Source organism: Mariniphaga sp. (assembly GCF_041687215.1).
Taxonomy (GTDB): Bacteria; Bacteroidota; Bacteroidia; order Bacteroidales; family Prolixibacteraceae; genus Mariniphaga.
Genome location: NZ_JAWLCI010000001.1, coordinates 1 through 20,426, shown reverse-complemented (window position 1 = coordinate 20,426; position 20,426 = coordinate 1). Strand labels below are relative to the sequence as shown.

Genomic DNA, 20,426 nt, shown 5'->3' with positions numbered 1-20,426 from the left:
TGGTTTGACACATAATCGGTTAAAAACTTGCGGTTAAATACATTTTTTTTGGTAGCATTTGTACAATTTTTTTTGAAGGTTTTTTTTGGCCCGGTGTATCAACGATTCCACCGACGAAACCGAAAGGTTCATCACGTCAGAAATTTCTTTGTAAGCCAAGTCTTCGTATTTATTCAACGTAAAAGCGACACGCTGGCTCTCGGGCAGTGAATCAATAGCTTCGTGGAGCAATATTGCCCGTTGACTGTTTTCCAGTTCTGATTCCGGGTCGCCGGCACTTTGGTGATTCAACTGGTTCAACATTTCTTTTTTTGATTCCACTACATCGTCGAAAGATTGAAACCATTTGCGTTTTTTGTTGTCGCGAATAAAATTGAGGGAGCGGTTTACAGCAATTCGGTAAAGCCAGGTTGAGATTTTGGAGTCGGCCCTGAAATTTTCAACCGAACGAAACACTTCGATAAAAACATCCTGGGCCACATCTTCGGCATCTTCTGAATTGTGTAGCAATCCGAAACAAGTATTAACTACCATGTTCCGGTAGCTTTCCACCAGTTGTTTAAACGCCAGTTCGTTTCCCTGCTTGAGTTTTCCTATAATTTCGGTTTCGCTCATTCAATCATTTGTCCCGATAAATTTAGGAATAAGACACGGCAAATCGATAAAACTTGCGGAAGAATAATGAATATTTGATTTGATCAATCAATCCTCATTGTTTTCATCGTGGTATGGCGATTCCATTTTTTTACCACGGTATGAAAAACGTTCCGACATGAGGTTTAGAATTTCATTGGCTGTACTTTCAATGGGTTTATTGGTTACATTCAAAACGGAAAATCCGCCCCGGTCGAAAACAAACATAGCATGCCGGATTTCCTCCTTTACTGATTGTTCATCGATATACGATTCATTTTGGTGGTTAATCCAGGTTTCCATTCGTTTTTTACGGTGAGTGATGAGTTGGTGAACACCGATATGTAATCCGAAGACCCGCTGAGGGTCCACTTCGAACAATTCTTTTGGGGGTTGGATTCCTTTTACCAGAGGGACATTGGCCACTTTCCAGCCAAACATGGCGAGGTAAACGCTCAGGGGTGTTTTTCCGGCCCGCGAAACGCCTGTCAAAATAATTTCGGCATTGTGCAGGCGCTCAGGGCCAAGCCCATCGTCGTGCGAAAGGGTGTATTCGATGGCTTCAATCCGTTCAAAATATTCCTGGTTTATTTTACGGTAAAGACCGGGATGTTGCAGCGGTTCAACATCAAGCTGTTCATCGAGGTATTCGGCCAGTTCGCCCATATAGTCAATTTTTCTGACCCCGAATTCTTCGCACATTTCATTGATTTTTTTTCGCAGGTTCGGGTCAACCATAGTATGCGTAATCAATGCTTTTTCAGCTTTTGCCTGCATCACCAAATCAAAAAGCTGGTCTTCACTGTTTACACCCGGAACAATTATCACCGGAATTTTATTGTTTGGATACTGAATAAGCAACGATTGCACCATATTGTTTCCGGCCAGTCCGCGGCCACCGGAAACTACGTATATGGGGGGAGGAGTATTTTTTTTGTTTTCGCTCATGGCAGGTAATTTATTCTGTAACAAAAGTATGTCCTTTGTAGTTTTTACCTTCAGCAATTTTTGAAAATGTAATTCCTTCAAAGGCTAAAAAAAAGATGAACGTTTTTGTCGATTGGATGGACAATATTTCTAATTTTAAATTCTTTAAATTGAACATCAAATTAGTACCTATGAAAAAATTAGTTGTTATTATTTTCCTGAGCATTTATGCAATTGCCGGCATTGCGCAGGAAGCCGATAAAATTACCGGTATCTGGTGGAACGACGAAAAAACCACCAAAATTGAAGTGGAGAAAAAAGGCGGAAAATACATCGGAACCATCGTTTATATGATTCCGGAAAAGTATGAAAACGGCCAGCCTCCCAAAGACGACAATAATCCTAACGAGGCGTTGCAAAGCCGTTCCCTGATCGGATTACAGATTTTAAGTGGTCTGGAATATGATGCAGGAGACAAAGAATGGGAAAACGGTACAATTTACGACCCAAAATCAGGAAAAACCTACGAATGTTACGTATGGCTCGAAAGCAACGACTTGATGAAACTCAAAGGTTTTGTGGCCGGAATTCGCATGCTTGGCCGCAGCTCGGAATGGTACCGGACAGAGCTTTAAAGTATTTTCAATACGAAATCTGGGTCCTAAACCCTTCATTTTCCACCTGCCGGGCAATGGCATCCAGTTTTTCTGCCGGAATTTTTTCAAGCGTATCAATTGGTGTATCGCGGGCAATGGTGTAAATCATTACCTGTTGGGGTTTAATTTTTTGTAAAAGCTCCAGCCAGGTTGAAATTTCTTTTTCGGTTGTATTGTCAACTGTTTGTCCTTTAAATTCGCCTTTCACAAAAAGAGTTTGGATGGTCAATTTTCCTTTGAAACCTTTCAATTGTTCCACTACTTTTTGCAGGCTGAAATTTCCGCGGGGGCAATCGAGCAACTCAATCGTTTCCTCAAAAGCTGAATCAAGTTTCTGGATGTTTTCTTCCACCTTCAACAAGGCATTGAAAACTTCGGGTTTGTGCAGCATGGTGGCATTGGACAAAACGGCTATCCGCGCTTTTGGCGCCAGTTGATTGCGCAGTTCGATGGTATCGTCAATGATTCCGGCAAACTCCGGGTGGAGCGTGGGTTCGCCATTTCCGGCAAAGGTAATTACATCGGGCTTTTGGCCGCCAGCAGCCATTTTGGGCAGTTTCTCTTCCAGTTTTTGTTTTACTTCCTGGCGAGTGGGGAGAACGGCTTTCTCCTTGTATTTTTTTGGGGTGAATCCGCATTCGCAGTAAATGCAGTCGAACGAGCAAACTTTAACATTTACAGGCAGCAGGTTTACACCCAGCGAAACGCCCAGCCGGCGGCTCTGCACCGGCCCGAAAATAATTTCATCGAATAAAAATGTGGCCATAGCGATTTAAATACGTGGCAAAGTTAGTTTCAATCGAGAAAAATCGGAAACAGAATCTGTTTTTCAACCAAAATTTAAAAATAAAGCCTTCCGTCAACCGACAGAAGGCTTTGCAAATTTGATTTGGTTAGATATTATAAAACGCTTTCGACTTTTTCGAGTGGTAAATTGAAAGCTTCAGCTACTCCTTCGTAAACTACTTTTCCGTCAACCACATTCAATCCTTTACTTAAAGGCACGTTATCGATGCAGGCTTGTTTCCAGCCTTTACCAGCAATTTGAATGGCATAAGGCAGTGTGGCGTTGGTAAGGGCCATGGTTGAAGTCCGTGGAACCGCGCCCGGCATATTGGCTACGCAATAATGTATTACATCATCTATGGTAAAAGTCGGGTCGGCATGTGTTGTGGCTACGGTGGTTTCAAAACATCCTCCCTGGTCAACAGCAACATCAACCAGCACGGTACCCGGATGCATGGTTTTCAGCATGTCGCGGGTAACCAGGTGGGGAGCTTTGGCACCGGGAATCAGCACGGCGCCAATAATTAAATCGTGGCTTTTTACCATGTGCCTGATGTTGAATTCGTTGCTCATCATGGTATTCACGTTGGCCGGCATAATATCGTCGAGGTAACGCATCCGTTTCAGGCTGATGTCCATAATGGTAACGTCGGCTCCAAGTCCGGCGGCCATTTTGGCGGCTTCCGTACCAACAATCCCACCCCCGAGAATCAGCACTTTTGCCGGCAAAACTCCTGGTACTCCACCCAAAAGTACACCCGATCCTCCAAAGGTTTTTTCGAGGTATTTGGCGCCTTCCTGAACTGACATTCGTCCTGCCACTTCGCTCATGGGAACCAGCAACGGAAGTGAGCCGTCGGGAAGTTCTACCGTTTCGTAAGCCAGGCAAACCGAACCATTTTCAATCATGGCCTTGGTTAGGGTTTCTGAGGAAGCAAAATGAAAATAGGTGTAAAGAATCTGTCCCTTTTTAATTAGTCCATACTCCGATTCAATGGGTTCCTTTACCTTGATAATCATTTCGGCAATGCCGTAAACATCTTCAATGGTGGGAAGCATTCTGGCTCCGGCTAAAAGATAATCTTCGTCTAAAAATCCGCTGCCGTTGCCGCCACCTGCCTGCACATACACTTCGTGACCGCGTTTTACAAGTTCCGCCGCACCGGCAGGAGTCAGGGCTATTCGGTTTTCGTTATTTTTTATTTCTTTAGGTACTCCAATAATCATGGTTTCAATGTTTTAATTTTGACCAAAAATAGGTACCTCAACTTTATCAAAATATGATAAAACTTCATAATCTGGACTTGTTTTAAAGCAGAGAATGGAATGAATCTGAACTTTCTAATAATTTGAAAGTTAATTTTTTAATAATATGGCGAAATGAAATTTTTTAATCATTATTGTTTTCAGATTGATACTTGTATATTTGCTTCCTTATAAAATATATTTTACAACATGCCACGAGTTTCAGACAGAGGAAGGGCCATGCCCGATTCACCCATACGGAAATTGGCTCCACTGGCCGAAAAGGCCAAAGAGCGGGGAGTGAAGGTTTATCACTTAAATATTGGTCAGCCCGATTTACCCACCCCGCCCGAAGCGTTGGCAGCCATTAAAAACATTGATCGAAAAATTCTTGAATATACCCCCAGTGAAGGGATCCGTTCGTTCCGTGAAAAACTGGCGAAGTATTACCACAAGTTCAACATTGAAGTAACCGCAGATGATATTATCATCACCACCGGCGGGAGTGAGGCAGTTACTTTTGCATTTATGAGTTGTCTCGATCCGGGCGATGAAATTATTATCCCGGAACCAGCTTATGCCAACTACGAAGCGTTTGCCATTGTGGCCGGTGCGGTTATTAAATCCATTGCTGCCAGCATCGACGATGGTTTTGCCCTGCCTCCGGTTGAGGAGTTCGAAAAGCTCATTACGCCTAAAACCAAGGGCATTATGATTTGTAACCCCAACAATCCCACCGGGTATCTGTACACACGCGAGGAGATGAACAAAATTCGCGACCTGGTGAAAAAATACGACCTGTACCTTTTTTCTGATGAGGTTTACAGGGAATTTTGCTATACCGGCTCACCTTACATTTCGGCGTTTCATCTGGATGGAATCGAACAGAATGTAGTGCTCATCGATTCAGTTTCAAAACGATACAGCGAGTGCGGATTGCGAATCGGAGCGCTGATTACCAAAAACAAAGAGGTAAAACGAAACGTAATGAAGTTTTGTCAGGCCCGGCTGAGTCCGCCGCTTATTGGCCAGATTGCCGCCGAAGCTTCGCTGGATGCCGACCCGGAATATATGCTGAATAATTACAATGAATACGTCAACCGCCGAAAATTTTTGATTGACGGACTAAACCGCTTAGAAGGCGTTTATTCGCCCATTCCCATGGGCGCATTTTACACGGTTGCCCGTCTGCCTGTTGACAATGCCGACGATTTTTGTGCCTGGCTGCTTTCCGATTTTGAATACGAAAACCAAACGGTTTTTATGGCCCCTGCATCGGGTTTTTATACAGCCTCTGACAAAGGAATGGACGAGGTGCGTATCGCTTACGTATTAAAAAAGGAAGACCTGGCTGTTTGTCTAAAAATTCTGGAAGCGGCATTGAAAGTGTATCCCGGAAGCAAAGTACGAAAAGAGATTTCGGTGAAGGAATCGGTTTAAAAAAATGAACCGTTCTTCTGATAAAGAACGGTCCCATTCTTTTTCCTCCCTTTTGGGAAGGTTAGGAGGGGCTTTCTCCTATTTCAAATTCTTAATTCGCTCCATGGCTTCAATGGTATTTTCCCTGTCGGCAAATGCAGAGAAACGGAAATACCCTTCGCCGGCAGGTCCGAATCCCGAACCGGGCGTTCCTACCACATTGGCTTCGTTCAGCACTTTGTCGAAAAAATCCCATGAACTCATGCTGTTTTTGGTTTTCACCCAAATGTAAGGCGCATTAACGCCGCCAAAAACTTCGTAGCCGGATTCGGTGAGGCTTTCCTTCATAATCCGGGCATTCTCGAGGTAGTAGGCAATTACATCGGCCACTTCTTTTTTGCCTTGTTCGGTATAAACAGCCGCAGCCGCTTTTTGCACAGGGTACGAGACACCGTTGAATTTGGTGGATTGCCGGCGATTCCAAAATGGTTTTACAGAATGAGCTTTTCCGGCTGAATCGTAAGCTTTCAATTCTGACGGAACAACAGTGAAAGCACAGCGTGTGCCTGTAAATCCTGCGGTTTTTGAGAAGCTGCGGAATTCGATGGCCACCTCTTTGGCTCCATCAATTTCGTAAATGGAATGCGGAATGCCTGCTTCGGTTATAAAAGCTTCGTAAGCCGCATCATACAAAATGATGCTTTTATTTTCGCGGGCGTACTCCACCCATTTTTTTAACTCTTCTTTACTGGCTACTGTACCGGTTGGATTATTCGGGTAACACAAAAAAATCAGGTCGGGAGTTTCGGCTGGCAATTGGGGAATGAAGCCGTTTTCTTTGGTGCAGGCCATGTAAATAATTCCTTTATAATGCCCGGAATCATAGCCGCCTGTTTTGCCCGACATAACAGTGGTGTCGGCATAAACCGGGTAAACCGGGTCGCAAATGGCAATTTTGTTATCGTTCCCAAAAATTTCCTGGATGTTTCCGGTGTCGCATTTTGAACCATCGGAAATGAAAATATCATCAGCAGAAATATTAATACAATTATCCTGATAAGCATTTTTTGCAATAGCTTCGCGTAAAAAAGCGTATCCCTGCTCCGGTCCGTAACCTTTAAACGTTTCAGCTTTGGCCATTTCGTCTACACCTTCATGAAACGCTTTCACCACACTCGGCACCAGCGGCTGGGTTACGTCGCCAATGCCCATTTTTATTACTTTTTTATCGGGGTTTGCAGCCACAAACTCGTTTACCCTTCTCCCTATTTCCGGGAAGAGATAGCCCGCCTGAAGTTTCAGGTAATTTTCATTGATTTTTGCCATATATTTTCGATGTTTTAATTCGATTTGAATATTTCTGCCGGATTGCAGCAAGTTTCTTTTCTCTTAGTTCGGGATTTAATGTGTATTCTTCATGGTGCTTTTGACGGATATTTCTCATCATCTTTACAGCATCAAATTCTTTTTTAGTTTCCATCATCGTTTATATTAATTATTTCTCTTGGAGTTCTAATTTCCAAAATCGAATATCCGTTTTTTAAATTCACTGCGTTATACATCCTTATCTTGTCAAGATTTACTATATGCTTAAAATTCCAACTTGCCAGAACATTTACCCGACTAATAGTAGAAATGGCGATATGTAATGCATCTTCATAATATTTTGATGTAACTGCTCCTTCTTTAATGTATAAATCAGCTAAAGCTTTTGTTTCATCATCTGAAATTAATACTTCCAAATTATTTTCTGGAATTGTACTGAAATTCTCCTGAACTTTTTCAGGTGCATCTGCTAATTCATCTAATGTAATGTCAGAAACAACTGCAATTCTTTTACCTGATTTAAAATCATCGAATAATAAATTTGACCATTTTTTAAATTCAATGTCAAAGCATCCTCCAATAACCGAAGTATCGATATAAACTTTTTGTTTCATTGAGTCTAATTTATGTAATGAAACTTCACCTGACGCAAAGTTAAAAATAAAATGCTCAGCAAAGAATTCGTTCTGATTTGCCGGAGAAAATTGATTGATGTTTAATACTTTTGTAAAATTAAAATAGCTGTTATGCAAAATTCATTTGTAAAATCCCATGGTTTGGGAAACGATTATATTGTTTTAAATAAAAATGAAATCAGTTTTGAACTCACAGAAAAGGCCATCCGTAAAATCTGCGATGTGCATTTTGGCATCGGTTCTGACGGAATTCTTTTGAAAGTGCCCAGTTTTAATGCCCAGTTTGGTTTGCGTATTTTGAATCCTGATGGCTCGGAAGCAGAAAAAAGCGGCAACGGACTACGCATTTTTGCCAAGTATCTGTACGATTATCAGTTTGCCAAATCGAGGAAGTTTACCATCGAAACGTTGGGCGGATTGGTGCAGGCGGAAATCATACAGGAGAAAAACGGAAAAGCAAAAACGGTGAAGGTGGATATGGGGAAAGCCATTTTTTCTTCACCCGAAATTCCGGTGAATTGCCAAAAAGAGGAGTGCATCGATGAAACGCTTCACCTTGAGTACCGCGATTATTTAATAAGCTGTGTTTCGGTGGGCAATCCGCATTGCGTGATTTTAACCGATAATCTCGACGAAAAAGAGGTGAAAACATTCGGCCCGCAAATCGAAAACAACCCGTTTTTCCCCAACCGCATCAATGTGCAGTTTGCAAAAGTTATTTCACCCACTGAGGTGGAAGTGATGATTTGGGAACGCGGTGCCGGCTGGACCCTGGCTTCAGGAAGTTCATCGTGTGCAGTAGCTGCAGTAATGGTAAAAAAGGAACTGGCTCAACGCTGTCTGACTGTAAAAATGCCTGGTGGAGATTTAAAAATTGAAACCGACGAAAATTGGGAAATGCGCATGACCGGCGAAGTGAGCGAAATTGCCAGCGGTGTTTTAAGCCGCGAATTGGTTGCGGAACTGATTTAATAATACCGATTTTTTGATTTTAAATAAACGTGTGGATTGAATTATTAATTCTCTACTAAATATTCCAATCATTATTTAGAATTATTCCAAAAAGTCGAACCCGAAACAGTACTTTTGTGTTAAATGAAAAGAATATAAAAAGTTATGGCAGAGAAAAATATACCGTTTTCAAAAAAAGAAATTGAAAAAATAATTGAAAAATACCCCACGCCGTTTCATATTTACGATGAAAAAGCCATTCGTGAAAATGCCCGCCGGTTTAAAAATGCATTCGATTGGAATGACGGATTTAAGGAATACTTTGCCGTAAAAGCTACCCCAAATCCTTACCTGGTAAAAATTTTGCGTGAAGAGGGCTTTGGCGCCGACTGCAGCTCAGAGGCCGAACTGGAACTTGTGAAACGCGTTGGTATGAGCGGTGATGAAATTATGCTAACGTCCAACGACACTCCGGCTTCGGAATTCCGCGCGGCCAAAGAGCTGGGAGCCATCATCAATCTCGATGATATTTCACACATCGAATACCTGGAGAAAAATGTGGGTCTTCCTGAAACCGTTTGTATGCGTTACAACCCGGGCGACCTGAAACAGGGGAACCTGATTATTGGCCACCCAGAAGAAGCCAAATACGGATTTACCCACGAGCAGATTATCGAGGGCTACCGCATTCTGAAAAGCAAAGGCGTAAAACAGTTTGGCGTTCATACCATGGTGGCTTCCAACGAGCTCGACCCCGATTATTTTATTGAAACAGCGGAATTGCTTTTTAATCTGATTGTTGAGGTAAACGAAAAAGCCGGTGTGAAAATTAGTTTTGCCAATCTGGGTGGTGGCGTTGGAATTCCCTACAAACCAGGTGAAAAGGCAGTGGATTTGGAATATGTGAGTGCCGGAATCAAAAAACTGTACGAAGAAAAAATTGAAAAAAATGGTCTGGCTCCGTTGAAAATATTTTTTGAACTGGGACGCGCCATCACCGGGCCATACGGATATCTGGTTTCCAAAGTCCTTCACATCAAAAAAACCTACAAACAATTTGCAGGTCTTGATGCCAGCATGGTGAACCTGATGCGCCCTGGAATGTATGGCGCTTATCATCACATCACTGTTTTAGGAAAAGAAAACGAACTGCATAACCAAAAATACGATGTAACTGGTTCGTTGTGCGAAAACAATGACAAGTTTGCCATCGACCGCATGTTGCCTGAGATTGAAACCGGTGATATTGTGGTGATTCACGATGCAGGCGCCCACGGACACGCCATGGGATTCAATTACAACGGCAAGCTGAAATCGGCCGAGTTGTTGCTGCGTGAAAACGGTGAAGTGATGCAAATTCGCCGTGCCGAAACTGTAGTGGATTATTTTGCTACCCTCGATTTTGGCGGGTTGAAGGATTTTAAAGTTTGAGCGTTAAAGAAATAATATATTTGAGGTCGGGCGTTTTACCCGGCCTTTTTTGTAATTTCGAACTATGAAAATTGGTTTTGATGCAAAACGGGCATTCCTCAACTCTTACGGCCTGGGAAATTATAGCCGGAATACGCTGAATGCGCTTTACCGGTTTTTCCCGGAGAACGATTACATTTTATTTACCCCGGAAGTTAAAGACTCGCTTTTCGATAACTACAAGCGGTTTAAAGTAGTTTCGCCACAAAACCGGATTGCCAAAAAAATGAAATCACTTTGGCGGAGTTTGTTCCTGGTTCCTCATATAAAAAGACACAACGTGGAACTGTTTCACGGACTGAGCAACGAACTTCCCAAAGGAATTCACAAAAGCGAAATCCCCTCGGTGGTTACCATTCACGATTTGATTTTTATGCGCTACCCCGAATTTTACAAACCCATCGACCGGAAAATCTATTTCAAAAAGGTAAAATACGCCTGCCATTCAGCCGATAAAGTGATTGCCATCAGTAAACAAACAAAACACGATATTGTAACATTTTTTCACGTTCCGCCCGAAAAAGTGGAATTGATTTATCAACCTGTTTCTCCGGTATTCTTTGAAAAACAGAATGTTCCTGAGATTCTTTCGAAATACCAACTTCCCGATAAATTCATTTTGTCGGTAGGCACACTTGAACCACGCAAAAACCAGTTGGCGTTGCTGCAGGCTATTCAATCCAAAGAGATTAAGGTACCGGTTGTTTTTGTGGGCAAACAAACCACTTCGTACATGGCTGAAATGAACCGGTTTATTGAAGAAAGCGAAATGGAAAGCCAGGTGAAGTTTTTAAGCAACATTTCAGAATCCGATTTGGCAGCACTTTATCAAACAGCCATTCTTTCGGTTTATATTTCTGTTTTTGAAGGATTTGGCCTTCCGGTAATCGAATCCATGGCTTGTGGGTGCCCGGTTGTCACCTCTTCAGTTTCAGTTTTGCCCGAAACAGCAGGCGAAGCAGCCGTTCTTTGCAACCCTGCAAAAGTGGAAGAGATTGCGCAAAAAGTTTTGTTACTTCTCGAGAATGAGGAGTTCAGAAATACTATTATTGAAAAAGGCACACAACGGGCAGAACTGTTTCACCCAGAGAATTATGCTCAAAAATTAATTTCTTTGTACACTGAAATTTTGAACAGAAAACATGCATAACGACATTAAAAAAGCCGTTGACGTGCTTAAAAGCGGCGGTATAATATTATATCCCACCGATACGATTTGGGGAATTGGCTGCGATGCCACCAACCCGGAAGCTGTTGCAAGGATTTATCAGATTAAACAGCGGGAAGACTCTAAAAGCATGCTCGTGTTAATGGAAAATCCGGCTTTGCTGGAAAGGTATGTGAACGATGTGCCTGAAATTGCCTGGGATTTGGTGGAAATCAGTACCACACCCCTCACTGTAATTTATCCGGGAGCCAAAAACCTGGCATCTAATCTTATTGCAGAAGACGGAAGCATTGGAATTCGGTTCACTAAAGAGGAATTCACACAAAAGTTGTTGCAGCGATTTCGCCGGCCCATAGTTTCCACATCGGCCAATCTCAGCGGGCAAAAATCGCCGGTTTTTTTTAATGAAATTTCAGAAGAAATTAAAAACCAAATGGATTACATTGTGGAATACCGGCAAGACGATGTCAATCCGGCACAACCGTCGAGCATTATAAAACTCTGGCCCGGTGGCCGGATTGACATTATCCGCAAGTAATTTTTCAGCTTATTTTTTTTCTTTCAGTATATCCCTGATTTCACCAAGTAAAACTTCTTCTTTTGAAGGTGCTGGCGGAGCAGCAGGGGCTGCTTCTTCTTTCTTTTTCATCCGGTTGTATCCTTTCACCACCATAAAAATGGCAAATGCTACAATCACAAAATCCAGAACTGTGTTCACAAATGCTCCATAGCGGATAGAAACTTCGGCAATGGCCGGGGTAATTATATTTTCCCCATCCATTACAGCTTCGGTGCCATTTTTCAAAATAACCCTCAGGTTGCTAAAATCAGTGTTTCCGAGCAATAATCCGATAGGGGGCATAATTACATCATTCACAAACGATGTAACAATTTTGCCAAAGGCACCGCCAATAATTACGGCAACAGCCAAATCGAGCACATTGCCCTTCATGGCAAAGCTCTTAAATTCTTTTAACATTCCCATAATAAGTGATTTAAGTTAAAACTAATTTTGTTTCCAGGTGGTCAGTAAGATGTTGATTCTGGCCTGTGCGGAAAACCTTGGGAAATTTAAAGAATTTAATTTACATAAAGGAGAAATTTTGTCAAAGTTTTTTAACCTTGCCCGAACCTACAACAGAAGTGTCAATTTGCGGATTTCCTTTATACAAAACATTTCCGGAACCCGAAACCTTTGCCTTTAAATATTCAGTGGCATATATGCTACAACTTCCTGAGCCGGCAATTTTTACCTCCACATTTTTTACTTCAAAGTTTTCTGCTTTCACATTGCCAGACCCCGAAATGGCAACTTCAAGTTCATCGGCTACGCCACCTTTGTTAATCAGTATGTCACCCGACCCCGAAACAGCAGTTTTTATCCGCTCGGCATCCAGGTTTTTCAGTGAAATGTCGCCACTACCGCTTACGGCCAAATCCAGAATGCGCGATTTGATTTTGCTTTCGGCCACAATATCGCCTGAACCTGATACTGACAAGGCATTGATTTCCGGTACGGTAATGTAAATATCCACACGGCCAGGATTGAACGACCGCCTGAAAATGTTGTTGCTTTTAAACCGGATGATTAATGTGCGGCCTTTTACTTCGGTAATAATTTCTTCAAGCGTGGACGATTTTGCTTCTACCCTTACACTTTGCCGGTTCCCCTGTTCAAGGTGAACTTTGCCGGAAATACGCAATGAAATTTCTGAAAAAGAAGAAACTTCGCGCTCTTCACGCTCTGCAAAGGCTGCATTCGAAAAGATAAATCCCAAAATAAATAGTAAAAGAAAGAATTGTTTTGTTTTCATGGTTGTTGTTTTTTTATTCGATTTTTGTTTGCAATGTAGTAAGGACGTACAAAATGGATGAAAGTTGCACCTCAGATGAAAAAAGATCTGCTTTTGTTACAATCATTTCAGCAATGAAGAACCGTTTTTATTCCATCAATCCTTCCGGCAACCTAAGTTGAATGGTTTTTTGCTTTTCGTCCAGTTTCATTAGAAAATCTTCGTTAAACGGAACCAGAATTTCCCCATCTTCTGCATCCACTGTAAAAACAATGTTTCCGGAGTAATCGTCAACAGCCGATATTTTGCCTACTTTTTTGCCGTTTTCATCCAACAAGCAAAAATGCAAAAATTGCGAAATTGCAGCTTCTTCAGGTTCATCCACAATTTCGTGGTTGAAAAGATAAACCGGACTGCCCACCAGGCGGCGGGCATATTTTTCGGTGTTCACCCAGTCGAAAGTTACCAGCACCGTTTTGGCCGACCTGAACCGGAGTCCCTCTTCTGCCGCAAAAAACGGTACCAGCAGCCCGTCAATTTCCAGGAAAAAACGTTCGGCTTCAGCTACCGATTCTTCAAATTCCTGTTCGTATTCCAGCACCAGTTCGCCATGCACCCCGTGAGTTTTGCGAATGAAGCCAATTTTTTGGCAATCCGATTTTGGTATTGTTTCCATTGGTTGCAAATATACGCAAATCAGGGTTCAGCGCATAAAAAAACCACCTGCCAAAAGCACGTGGTTTCTATTTCGTGTGAAAAACTTCTGATTATGATTCGGCGCCCTTTTCTTTTGGTGCTTCTTCGCTTTCAGCGGTTTTTTCTTCAGCGGCCGGAGCCTCTTCGGCTTTTTCTGCAACCGGTTCTTCAGCAGCTTTTTCCTCAGCCGGAGTTTCAACTTTCTCTTCAGCAACAGGTGCTTCTTCGGTGACTTCTTTTGCAACCTCTGCAGCTTTTTCTTCAACAGAAGCTTCTGTTTTTTCTTCAGCAACCGGAGTTTCAGTTACTTCTTCGGCCGGAGCTTCTTCCGCAACTTCTTCTTCTGCCGGTGCGGCAGCAGCTTTTGCTTCCGCAGCTAATTTAGCATTTCTGGCAGCAATTTCAGCCTCTTTTGCTTCCCTCAGTTTAGCTTCAGCATCAAGCTGTTTTTTAACGGCAGCACTCTCTTCCCCGGCCAGGCGTTCACGTTTTGCCTGAATCTGGGCTTCTTTTTCAGTGAGCCATTTTTCCAGTTTGCGTTCAGCTTCTTCTTCGCTGAAAGCTCCTTTTTTCACTCCACCCATCAGGTGTTTTTTGTAGAGCACACCTTTGTAAGACAAAATTGCCTTCATGGTGTCGGTAGGTTGGGCGCCTTTTACAAGCCAGTCGTAAGCTTTGTCAAAATCGAGATCTATCGTAGCAGGATTCGTATTCGGATTATACGTGCCAATCCGTTCAATGTACCTGCCATCTCGTGGCGCCCTGCTATCTGCTACCACAATGTGGTAGTAAGCATAACGTTTGCGGCCGTGCCGCGCTAATCTCATTTTTACTGGCATAATTCTAAAATTATTTTTTTGAAAATGTGGGCGCAAAGATAGTATAAAATTCTGTTTACGAAACCCATTACCGCTTTTTTCGCCCTTGTGTAAAATTGAGGTGATTTACACAAACGGTAGAACGGAATTGGGTAATAATTCGATTATTACGAAATTTGGCTGCAAACTGAAACTGTTCACTGCGACTGGGAACTGTTCCCTTCTACCGGCTGGCAGCCGGGCTTTCCGCTTTACCTGTTTTCCCCGCTTCCGGTTTTGCAACTCCGGCAAGTAGCTCATTTCAATCGCTCTTGCCGTTCTGCAAAACCTGGTCGCGGTGTGCACCAGGGTGCCGCTCCAATCCCTGCCAGATCGCTTTGTTCAGTGTTTTTGCCCCTTCTTGGGAAGTCTGTTTTTTTAACGGCACACATTACAATTGTGCGTTAGCAGAGAAGTGGTATTTTCACTGACAAGAAGAACCGGCATGTTGTTTTCCAGGCTCAGTATTTTTCGAATGCGGTCCCACGCAGCCAGGGCAAGCTGAAAATTGGCTCGGAGTGATGCAAGCTGCTGCACCTGATTGTAAAACAGCACATCCGATAAAAAAATCAGTAAGAATAAAGAATACTTCAAATTAAATGGAAAAACAACGGTTTATATTACCATTGTTTTATCCTGATATTTCTGTATTCAATTTTCATAGGTGGACCCACATGAACCTGAACTCCAATCAAGCCTTTTAATCTTCGGTTTTTTACATCATTATCAGTCACATCGCTCATTAAAATGCCGTTGATAAAATGTTGCAATCTGTTATTATTGGCAATAATGTGCACGCTGTTCCAGTCTTCGCTTTTAATATTCCGATTCAACTCATTAATATCGCCCAGTGTATCCAGTACAATTGCTTTTGTCCAGGCATTTTTTGCTGTAAATTCTGAAATTGGATATTTATCCAGCGAGTCGGGTAGTGTTTCGAGCAACACTTTTTGTCCGTGATACGCCAGAGTCCTGCGCATTTGTTCCTCGTAATTCTGTCCGGTATATTTGTTTGCACCATCGATGTCACATTGGTATCCGCGCAGCGCGAACGGAACGCCTTCAATTATTCCGCTTCTGTAATTAATGCCGCTGTTTCCGTCTTTGCTCACTCTATAATCAAGCTTTAATTCAAAGTTTCCCGGTTGTCCACCCTGCCAGATTATAAATGAATTTCTTTTTAAGATGGTTTCCGGTGTTACCTTACCGATGAGGTTGCCGTTTTCAACCGACCAGTAAACCGGGTCACCTTCCCATCCATCAAGCGATTTGCCATCAAAAATTTGTACAAATCCTTTTTCGTTATCCTGTTCCTTTTTTAAATTACTACAGCTTAAAAAGATGCAGCAAAATAATACAACCACAATTGATTTAGTTCTACCGTCAATAATCATAACTTTATTTTTTTTAACTATTTTACTCGTCCCGGGTTCTTTTTCACAAAATCGCCCCAACCTTTGTACTCCTTGTTTTTTTGCGGTTTTCCCTGCTGAATAAAGTGGCAGATGGCCACAGCCACGGCATCGGTGGCATCCAACGCCTGGTCGAGGTCGGTGAGATGATACACTTTTTGCAGAAAATATTTCACCTGTTCTTTGGAGGCGCGACCCATTCCGGTAATCGACTGTTTTACCAGCAGCGGCGCGTATTCCTGAATGGGCACCGAATGAAACAATGCTGCAGCCATAATCACGCCCTGCCCGCGTCCCAGCTTTAGCATACTTTGCACATTTTTCCCATAAAACGGCGCTTCAATGGCCATCACGTCGGGGCGGTATTCTTCAATGAGGTGCAGCGCCCGCTCATGTAAATGTTTCAGCCGTTGGTAGTGGTCGGAAAATTTACCTGGCACCAGCGTTCCCATGTTCAGAATCACCGGCTGGTTGTTCCGTATTTCCACCAATCCATAACCGGTGACTGTCGTTCCGGGGTCGATGCCCAGTATTTTAAGCGGTTTTTGGTTCATGAAACTTTTTGTTTTTTCCGGTCGAGCCGCTGGGTAAAAATGCCTGATACTATAAAAACCAGTCCGATAAAAGTAGTGATGTAAATGGTTTCTTTCAAAATAAAATGGATAAAAATGAGTGAAACAAACGGCGCCAGAAAAACAAGATTTCCGATTTTGGCGTTGTTGGTACTTAGTTGCATGGCTTTCATCCACAATACATAAGTAATGCCCACTTCAAAAATGCCTACATAAACTGCAGCCACCAAACCGGGGCCTGGTTTCACGTTAAAGTCAGAAAAGAAATACATGGCAATGGTCAGGAAAATCAAACCGAAAAAGAAGTTAAGAAACAGTTTTACAATTTCGTCGCGTTTGTCGCGCACACTCAAAATCCAGTAAACCGACCAGAGTACCGAACTACTCAGTGCCAGCAAAACCCCGGTAAAACTGGTGTTTCGAAAACCACTCCATCCGCCCTGCGACGAAATAAATACCACGCCAATAAAACTGACGAACAACCCGGCAATGCTCCATTTCCCGATTTTTTGCCCAAGAAAAGGCACTGAAAGCAGCGCCAGCACAATGGGCCAAACCATGTTGAGCGGCTGCGCCAATTGAGCTGGCAGCAGCGAATATGCTTTGAATAAAACAATGTAGTAAAACAGCGGGTTAAACGCACCCAGCAAAACCGACGAAATAACTTCGCGTTTTGTTTGCCGGAACAACATTCCGGTTTTTCCCTGCACGAGTAAAAGCATAAAAAGCACCAAAACGGTAACAACCGATGCGAAGAAAATAAGCTGTATGACATCCAACTCGCGCAGGGCAATTTTAAAGGCGGTGGCCACGGTTGACCAGAAAAAGACGGCCAGTGCGGCAAAAAGGTATGCTTTGTTAGTTGAATTCATCGGGAATACTATCCTGAATAAAGAGTTCTTCTTCGGGGCTGGTCAGCACATCGGGATAAATTTCCCGCAGTTCACGGAATTTTTCCCGCGACTCCTCGGTGAACACACTTCCCGGGTGCCGGGTCAGCATCATCCGGTAAAGTTCCTTTGCTTTTTCTTTTTCATCCAGATTGTAATTAAACAGTTCGGCCAGCATGAACAGCGCATCGTCGGCCAGCAGTCCGTAACTGAAATTATCTGTTATTTCCTGCAGGTATTCTGCTGCCGTTTCAAAATTATTCTGGTCGATTTCAATTTTTGCTTTTCTGAAAAGAATATTATCGGTAAGTGAATGGTATGGAAAAATTTCTGCAATGGAGTCGAGTGTGGCCAGTGCCTCGGTTTCTTTGTTTCTGAAAAACAGCAGGTCGGCGCGGGCAAACATTTGCAGCGGAACGGCTGTGGTATCCAGGTTCAGGTTGTTGCCAATAAGCATGGAAAGTTCCATGGCATCGTTGGCCGTGAGTTTCGAAGTACTTGCTTTGAGCACATCGAGTTGCGCTTTGGCCCAGCTAAAGTTGCCCATGTAGTAGCCCAGTTTGGCTTTCTTTAGTTTTACCTCGTCGCCCAGTGTGTTGTTTTTGTTGGCGTCGATGACCTGTGAATAGAGCAAGGTGGCTTCCCACGGATCGCCGGCAAAAACTGAGATGTCAGCCATTTCGGTTTTCAGCATTCCCGATTCCTCGGGTTTCAAACGGGGAATTTCCAGGCCTTTTTTCAAAACAGAAATGGCTTTTTCAGTATCATCTAGATAGAAAGCCAAAAGGTGGGCATAATCGCTGATTAAACCCAGCGTACCCGCTGAATACCCGAGCATTTCCAGGCTGTGTTCAAACTTGCCGGCCAGTTCCAGACCATCAGTTTGAGATTCTTCATCACCAGTGGTATAGCGCAGGTAAGCAGCATGAATATTCTGCACATAGGCCGGAACATAAAGCGGCGCTTCTTCACCTTTATCCACCAGATAGTTAAAGGCGCGTTCTGCCTCGTCGTACATTTTGTTGTTAAGCGCCATTTGCCCCAACTGAAAAATCTGGGTGTCCTCGGCTCCAGTTCTGCGGTCTAATGCCAGCGACTGTCGAAGTGCACCGCCAAATTGTTTTTCCTGAAGAAAAAACCAGATAAGCAGCCGGTTGTAGCCAATTACACTGGGTTCGGCCTGAATGCGCCTTAAAACCTGCGAACGAAATCTATCGCGCAATCCATCGTCCACGTCAATGCGCATGGCCGATGAAAGGGCGCTTTGCACCCGTTGGATTTGTTTTTCATCCTGCCGAATCAGATTCAGGTATTCCTCCATCATTTGTTCGTAATCGCGCAAATACAGGAAAGCTCGGGCCAACTCGTAATTAAACTGCTCCTGCGGAATTTCCTTGCGGCCTTTCAGGTAAACTTTTTTGGCCCATTCAAATTCCTGCCACTGCGTAAAAGCATTGGCAGCAACCAGGATACTCCCTTTGTTGGCCTGAATTTTATTTAAGGCTTCTGCATATTTTTCTTCGGCCTCTTTTAATTTATTTTGCGCTTTTAACACATAGCCATGGTGAATAAGAAATTCAGGGTTTGGCGTGCCTTGTTTTTTAATTTCATTTTGAATCTGTGTTTCTGCTTCTTCAAAATTTTGTGTTTCCAACAACGCATTCAGGTAAAGTCTGAAATAATAATTGTTTTTCGAAAGGTTGTAAACTTCGAGCAACAGGGGAGCAGCCTTTTCGAAATCATTGGCATTGTAATATGCCAGGGCAAGTTTCGAAGTGGTTTGAAGTTCATTTGGCTGGTTTTGCGCGTCCAAATGGTTCAAACTGAAAAATAATACTATGATAATTAAAAAGTGCTTCATATTCATGTTTGCAATACTACAAAAATAACGTGTAAATCTGAATTCTGTTTTTGTCTGGTTTTTACTTTTCACTTTTAAAGCTATTTTTGTACGAAATTTTGGATTATGGCGCACGAGTTGAAAGAGAGGCAACGTTTGCCGCGATGGATGAAGATGAAAATGCCAAAAGGCGAAAGCTATTCGAAGGTAAAGAACCTGGTTGAAAAGCACGGACTGCACACAATTTGTACCAGCGGAAACTGCCCTAATATTGGCGAATGCTGGAATCGTGGGACTGCAACATTTATGATTTTGGGGAACATTTGTACCCGCCGCTGCAAGTTTTGTGCAGTACCCAATGGAAAACCACTGGCCCCCGATTTACATGAACCTGAGAAACTGGCCGAAACCGTGAAAATAATGGGCGTAAAACACTGCGTGATTACCTCGGTTGACCGCGACGATTTGGACGATCAGGGCGCCGGAATCTGGGCGCGCACCATTACCGAAGTAAAAAGGGTGAATCCCGAAACCCGCATCGAAGTGCTTATTCCGGATTTCAGGGGAAAAGAAGAACTGATTCATCAGATAATTGATGCCGGGCCGGATGTGATTTCGCACAACCTGGAAACGGTGGAGCGGTTGACTCCGTTTGTGAGGTTTGCTTCGAAATACCGCCGCAGCCTCGATGTGGTGCGGTATGTGGCACAGAACTACAAAATTGCCAAATCGGGCATTATGCTTGGCCTAGGCGAAACCCACGAAGAAGTGCTTCAAACCATGGATGACCTGCGCGAAGCCGGCTGCAAGGTGATGACCATTGGACAGTACCTGGCACCAACCGCCACACACATGCCGGTGGTGGAATATATTGAACCTGCACAATTTGCCGAATATCGCCGGATTGGCCTCGATAAAGGATTTTCGTTTGTGGAAAGTTCGCCACTGGTAAGGAGTTCGTACCGGGCGGAAGAGCATGTGAAGGCGTAGTAAGTTTAAAGTTCTGAGTTTAAAGTTTAAAGTTGTGGCACAATTTAATTACAACGATATCGGTCTGAAAGACTACAAAGTAGTGTGGGACTTGCAGGAGCAAATTCTTGCAGAAATAATTGCAGAAAAAAGGGAAACCAAAAATCCGTCTTCCAAAAAT

Annotated in this window: 22 protein-coding genes; 7 read left to right on the top strand and 15 right to left on the bottom strand. The window is 43.1% G+C overall.

All coding sequences use genetic code 11. The features are described 5' to 3' along the window. Window positions 1–33 precede the first annotated feature (33 nt). Together ACESMA_RS00110 and ACESMA_RS00105 are read right to left on the bottom strand one after the other, a co-directional pair. A complete protein-coding gene (locus tag ACESMA_RS00110; RefSeq protein WP_372946704.1) occupies window positions 34–615 on the bottom strand; it encodes an RNA polymerase sigma factor in 582 nt (193 codons plus the stop codon). Window positions 616–702: 87 nt separating this feature from the next. Beyond that, entirely contained in the window at window positions 703–1,581 is an 879-nt protein-coding gene (locus ACESMA_RS00105; RefSeq protein ID WP_372946703.1) for a pyruvate, water dikinase regulatory protein, read from the bottom strand. Between the two features lie 170 nt (window positions 1,582–1,751). Between ACESMA_RS00105 and ACESMA_RS00100 the strand changes: the two genes are divergently transcribed. Continuing rightward, window positions 1,752–2,195 (top strand): DUF2147 domain-containing protein, encoded by a 444-nt coding sequence (locus ACESMA_RS00100; RefSeq protein WP_372946702.1) that lies wholly within the window; start codon window positions 1,752–1,754, stop codon window positions 2,193–2,195. A 7-nt stretch (window positions 2,196–2,202) separates the two neighbouring features. On the opposite strand, the gene ACESMA_RS00095 is transcribed toward ACESMA_RS00100, so the two are convergent. Both ACESMA_RS00095 and ald read right to left on the bottom strand, forming a co-directional pair. After that, entirely contained in the window at window positions 2,203–2,982 is a 780-nt protein-coding gene (locus tag ACESMA_RS00095; protein WP_372946701.1) for a radical SAM protein, read from the bottom strand. 134 nt (window positions 2,983–3,116) lie between these two features. Beyond that, a complete protein-coding gene (gene ald / locus ACESMA_RS00090) occupies window positions 3,117–4,229 on the bottom strand; it encodes an alanine dehydrogenase (protein WP_372946700.1) in 1,113 nt (370 codons plus the stop codon). A 228-nt stretch (window positions 4,230–4,457) separates the two neighbouring features. On the opposite strand from ald, the gene ACESMA_RS00085 reads away from it, so the two are divergent. Further along, window positions 4,458–5,687 (top strand): pyridoxal phosphate-dependent aminotransferase, encoded by a 1,230-nt coding sequence (locus ACESMA_RS00085; RefSeq protein WP_372946699.1) that lies wholly within the window; start codon window positions 4,458–4,460, stop codon window positions 5,685–5,687. Between the two features lie 78 nt (window positions 5,688–5,765). Here the strand turns inward: ACESMA_RS00085 and ACESMA_RS00080 are convergent, their stop codons facing one another. Genes ACESMA_RS00080 through ACESMA_RS00070 form a run of 3 tightly spaced genes read right to left on the bottom strand, consistent with a single transcriptional unit; the run spans window position 5,766 to window position 7,606 of the window. Next, window positions 5,766–6,992: an LL-diaminopimelate aminotransferase gene (locus ACESMA_RS00080; protein WP_372946698.1), complete on the bottom strand. Its 1,227-nt coding sequence runs from the start codon at window positions 6,990–6,992 to the stop codon at window positions 5,766–5,768. Then, window positions 6,976–7,146 (bottom strand): hypothetical protein, encoded by a 171-nt coding sequence (locus ACESMA_RS00075; protein WP_372946697.1) that lies wholly within the window; start codon window positions 7,144–7,146, stop codon window positions 6,976–6,978. The genes ACESMA_RS00080 and ACESMA_RS00075 overlap by 17 nt, the downstream gene beginning before the upstream one ends. Further along, the gene (locus tag ACESMA_RS00070) at window positions 7,136–7,606 is read right to left on the bottom strand and encodes a hypothetical protein (protein ID WP_372946696.1); all 471 of its coding nucleotides are present in this window, start codon (window positions 7,604–7,606) and stop codon (window positions 7,136–7,138) included. Before ACESMA_RS00070 ends, ACESMA_RS00075 begins: the two co-directional genes overlap by 11 nt. 132 nt (window positions 7,607–7,738) lie before the next feature. On the opposite strand from ACESMA_RS00070, the gene dapF reads away from it, so the two are divergent. From dapF to ACESMA_RS00050, 4 genes are all read left to right on the top strand, one after another. Further along, the gene (dapF, locus tag ACESMA_RS00065) at window positions 7,739–8,599 is read left to right on the top strand and encodes a diaminopimelate epimerase (RefSeq protein WP_372946695.1); all 861 of its coding nucleotides are present in this window, start codon (window positions 7,739–7,741) and stop codon (window positions 8,597–8,599) included. Window positions 8,600–8,743: 144 nt separating this feature from the next. Beyond that, window positions 8,744–10,009: a diaminopimelate decarboxylase gene (locus ACESMA_RS00060; protein WP_372946694.1), complete on the top strand. Its 1,266-nt coding sequence runs from the start codon at window positions 8,744–8,746 to the stop codon at window positions 10,007–10,009. A 64-nt stretch (window positions 10,010–10,073) separates the two neighbouring features. Then, window positions 10,074–11,198: a glycosyltransferase family 4 protein gene (locus ACESMA_RS00055; RefSeq protein ID WP_372946693.1), complete on the top strand. Its 1,125-nt coding sequence runs from the start codon at window positions 10,074–10,076 to the stop codon at window positions 11,196–11,198. After that, on the top strand, window positions 11,191–11,754 hold the full coding sequence (locus ACESMA_RS00050; RefSeq protein WP_372946692.1) for an L-threonylcarbamoyladenylate synthase: 564 nt from the start codon (window positions 11,191–11,193) through the stop codon (window positions 11,752–11,754). Before ACESMA_RS00055 ends, ACESMA_RS00050 begins: the two co-directional genes overlap by 8 nt. A gap of 9 nt (window positions 11,755–11,763) precedes the next feature. Here ACESMA_RS00050 and mscL read toward each other — a convergent pair whose 3' ends face one another. From mscL to ACESMA_RS00010, 8 genes are all read right to left on the bottom strand, one after another. Further along, the gene (gene mscL / locus ACESMA_RS00045; protein ID WP_372946691.1) at window positions 11,764–12,201 is read right to left on the bottom strand and encodes a large-conductance mechanosensitive channel protein MscL; all 438 of its coding nucleotides are present in this window, start codon (window positions 12,199–12,201) and stop codon (window positions 11,764–11,766) included. 121 nt (window positions 12,202–12,322) lie between these two features. Next, window positions 12,323–13,030: a head GIN domain-containing protein gene (locus ACESMA_RS00040; protein WP_372946690.1), complete on the bottom strand. Its 708-nt coding sequence runs from the start codon at window positions 13,028–13,030 to the stop codon at window positions 12,323–12,325. Window positions 13,031–13,157: 127 nt separating this feature from the next. Then, a complete protein-coding gene (gene rimM, locus ACESMA_RS00035; protein WP_372946689.1) occupies window positions 13,158–13,685 on the bottom strand; it encodes a ribosome maturation factor RimM in 528 nt (175 codons plus the stop codon). Window positions 13,686–13,776: 91 nt separating this feature from the next. Next, window positions 13,777–14,532, bottom strand: coding sequence for a 30S ribosomal protein S16 (locus tag ACESMA_RS00030; protein WP_372946688.1), 756 nt, complete (start codon window positions 14,530–14,532; stop codon window positions 13,777–13,779). A 650-nt stretch (window positions 14,533–15,182) separates the two neighbouring features. After that, window positions 15,183–15,956: a DUF1080 domain-containing protein gene (locus tag ACESMA_RS00025; RefSeq protein WP_372946687.1), complete on the bottom strand. Its 774-nt coding sequence runs from the start codon at window positions 15,954–15,956 to the stop codon at window positions 15,183–15,185. Window positions 15,957–15,973: 17 nt separating this feature from the next. Then, window positions 15,974–16,528, bottom strand: coding sequence for a crossover junction endodeoxyribonuclease RuvC (gene ruvC, locus ACESMA_RS00020; RefSeq protein ID WP_372946686.1), 555 nt, complete (start codon window positions 16,526–16,528; stop codon window positions 15,974–15,976). Beyond that, a complete protein-coding gene (locus tag ACESMA_RS00015; protein ID WP_372946685.1) occupies window positions 16,525–17,418 on the bottom strand; it encodes a DMT family transporter in 894 nt (297 codons plus the stop codon). Before ACESMA_RS00015 ends, ruvC begins: the two co-directional genes overlap by 4 nt. Then, on the bottom strand, window positions 17,405–19,297 hold the full coding sequence (locus tag ACESMA_RS00010; RefSeq protein WP_372946684.1) for a tetratricopeptide repeat protein: 1,893 nt from the start codon (window positions 19,295–19,297) through the stop codon (window positions 17,405–17,407). Before ACESMA_RS00010 ends, ACESMA_RS00015 begins: the two co-directional genes overlap by 14 nt. Window positions 19,298–19,402: 105 nt before the next feature. Between ACESMA_RS00010 and lipA the strand changes: the two genes are divergently transcribed. Next, the gene (gene lipA, locus ACESMA_RS00005) at window positions 19,403–20,266 is read left to right on the top strand and encodes a lipoyl synthase (protein WP_372946683.1); all 864 of its coding nucleotides are present in this window, start codon (window positions 19,403–19,405) and stop codon (window positions 20,264–20,266) included. The last annotated feature ends 160 nt before the right edge of the window (window positions 20,267–20,426 follow it).

Excerpts from the sequence above, each read along its gene's own strand:
- ACESMA_RS00110 (WP_372946704.1), bottom strand. The coding sequence starts at position 615 with ATGAGCGAAACCGAAATTATAGGAAAACTCAAGCAGGGAAACGAACTG.
- ACESMA_RS00105 (WP_372946703.1), bottom strand. The coding sequence starts at position 1,581 with ATGAGCGAAAACAAAAAAAATACTCCTCCCCCCATATACGTAGTTTCC.
- ACESMA_RS00100 (WP_372946702.1), top strand. The coding sequence starts at position 1,752 with ATGAAAAAATTAGTTGTTATTATTTTCCTGAGCATTTATGCAATTGCC.
- ACESMA_RS00095 (WP_372946701.1), bottom strand. The coding sequence starts at position 2,982 with ATGGCCACATTTTTATTCGATGAAATTATTTTCGGGCCGGTGCAGAGC.
- ald (WP_372946700.1), bottom strand. The coding sequence starts at position 4,229 with ATGATTATTGGAGTACCTAAAGAAATAAAAAATAACGAAAACCGAATA.
- ACESMA_RS00085 (WP_372946699.1), top strand. The coding sequence starts at position 4,458 with ATGCCACGAGTTTCAGACAGAGGAAGGGCCATGCCCGATTCACCCATA.
- ACESMA_RS00080 (WP_372946698.1), bottom strand. The coding sequence starts at position 6,992 with ATGGCAAAAATCAATGAAAATTACCTGAAACTTCAGGCGGGCTATCTC.
- ACESMA_RS00075 (WP_372946697.1), bottom strand. The coding sequence starts at position 7,146 with ATGGAAACTAAAAAAGAATTTGATGCTGTAAAGATGATGAGAAATATC.
- ACESMA_RS00070 (WP_372946696.1), bottom strand. The coding sequence starts at position 7,606 with ATGAAACAAAAAGTTTATATCGATACTTCGGTTATTGGAGGATGCTTT.
- dapF (WP_372946695.1), top strand. The coding sequence starts at position 7,739 with ATGCAAAATTCATTTGTAAAATCCCATGGTTTGGGAAACGATTATATT.
- ACESMA_RS00060 (WP_372946694.1), top strand. The coding sequence starts at position 8,744 with ATGGCAGAGAAAAATATACCGTTTTCAAAAAAAGAAATTGAAAAAATA.
- ACESMA_RS00055 (WP_372946693.1), top strand. The coding sequence starts at position 10,074 with ATGAAAATTGGTTTTGATGCAAAACGGGCATTCCTCAACTCTTACGGC.
- ACESMA_RS00050 (WP_372946692.1), top strand. The coding sequence starts at position 11,191 with ATGCATAACGACATTAAAAAAGCCGTTGACGTGCTTAAAAGCGGCGGT.
- mscL (WP_372946691.1), bottom strand. The coding sequence starts at position 12,201 with ATGGGAATGTTAAAAGAATTTAAGAGCTTTGCCATGAAGGGCAATGTG.
- ACESMA_RS00040 (WP_372946690.1), bottom strand. The coding sequence starts at position 13,030 with ATGAAAACAAAACAATTCTTTCTTTTACTATTTATTTTGGGATTTATC.
- rimM (WP_372946689.1), bottom strand. The coding sequence starts at position 13,685 with ATGGAAACAATACCAAAATCGGATTGCCAAAAAATTGGCTTCATTCGC.
- ACESMA_RS00030 (WP_372946688.1), bottom strand. The coding sequence starts at position 14,532 with ATGAGATTAGCGCGGCACGGCCGCAAACGTTATGCTTACTACCACATT.
- ACESMA_RS00025 (WP_372946687.1), bottom strand. The coding sequence starts at position 15,956 with ATGATTATTGACGGTAGAACTAAATCAATTGTGGTTGTATTATTTTGC.
- ruvC (WP_372946686.1), bottom strand. The coding sequence starts at position 16,528 with ATGAACCAAAAACCGCTTAAAATACTGGGCATCGACCCCGGAACGACA.
- ACESMA_RS00015 (WP_372946685.1), bottom strand. The coding sequence starts at position 17,418 with ATGAATTCAACTAACAAAGCATACCTTTTTGCCGCACTGGCCGTCTTT.
- ACESMA_RS00010 (WP_372946684.1), bottom strand. The coding sequence starts at position 19,297 with ATGAAGCACTTTTTAATTATCATAGTATTATTTTTCAGTTTGAACCAT.
- lipA (WP_372946683.1), top strand. The coding sequence starts at position 19,403 with ATGGCGCACGAGTTGAAAGAGAGGCAACGTTTGCCGCGATGGATGAAG.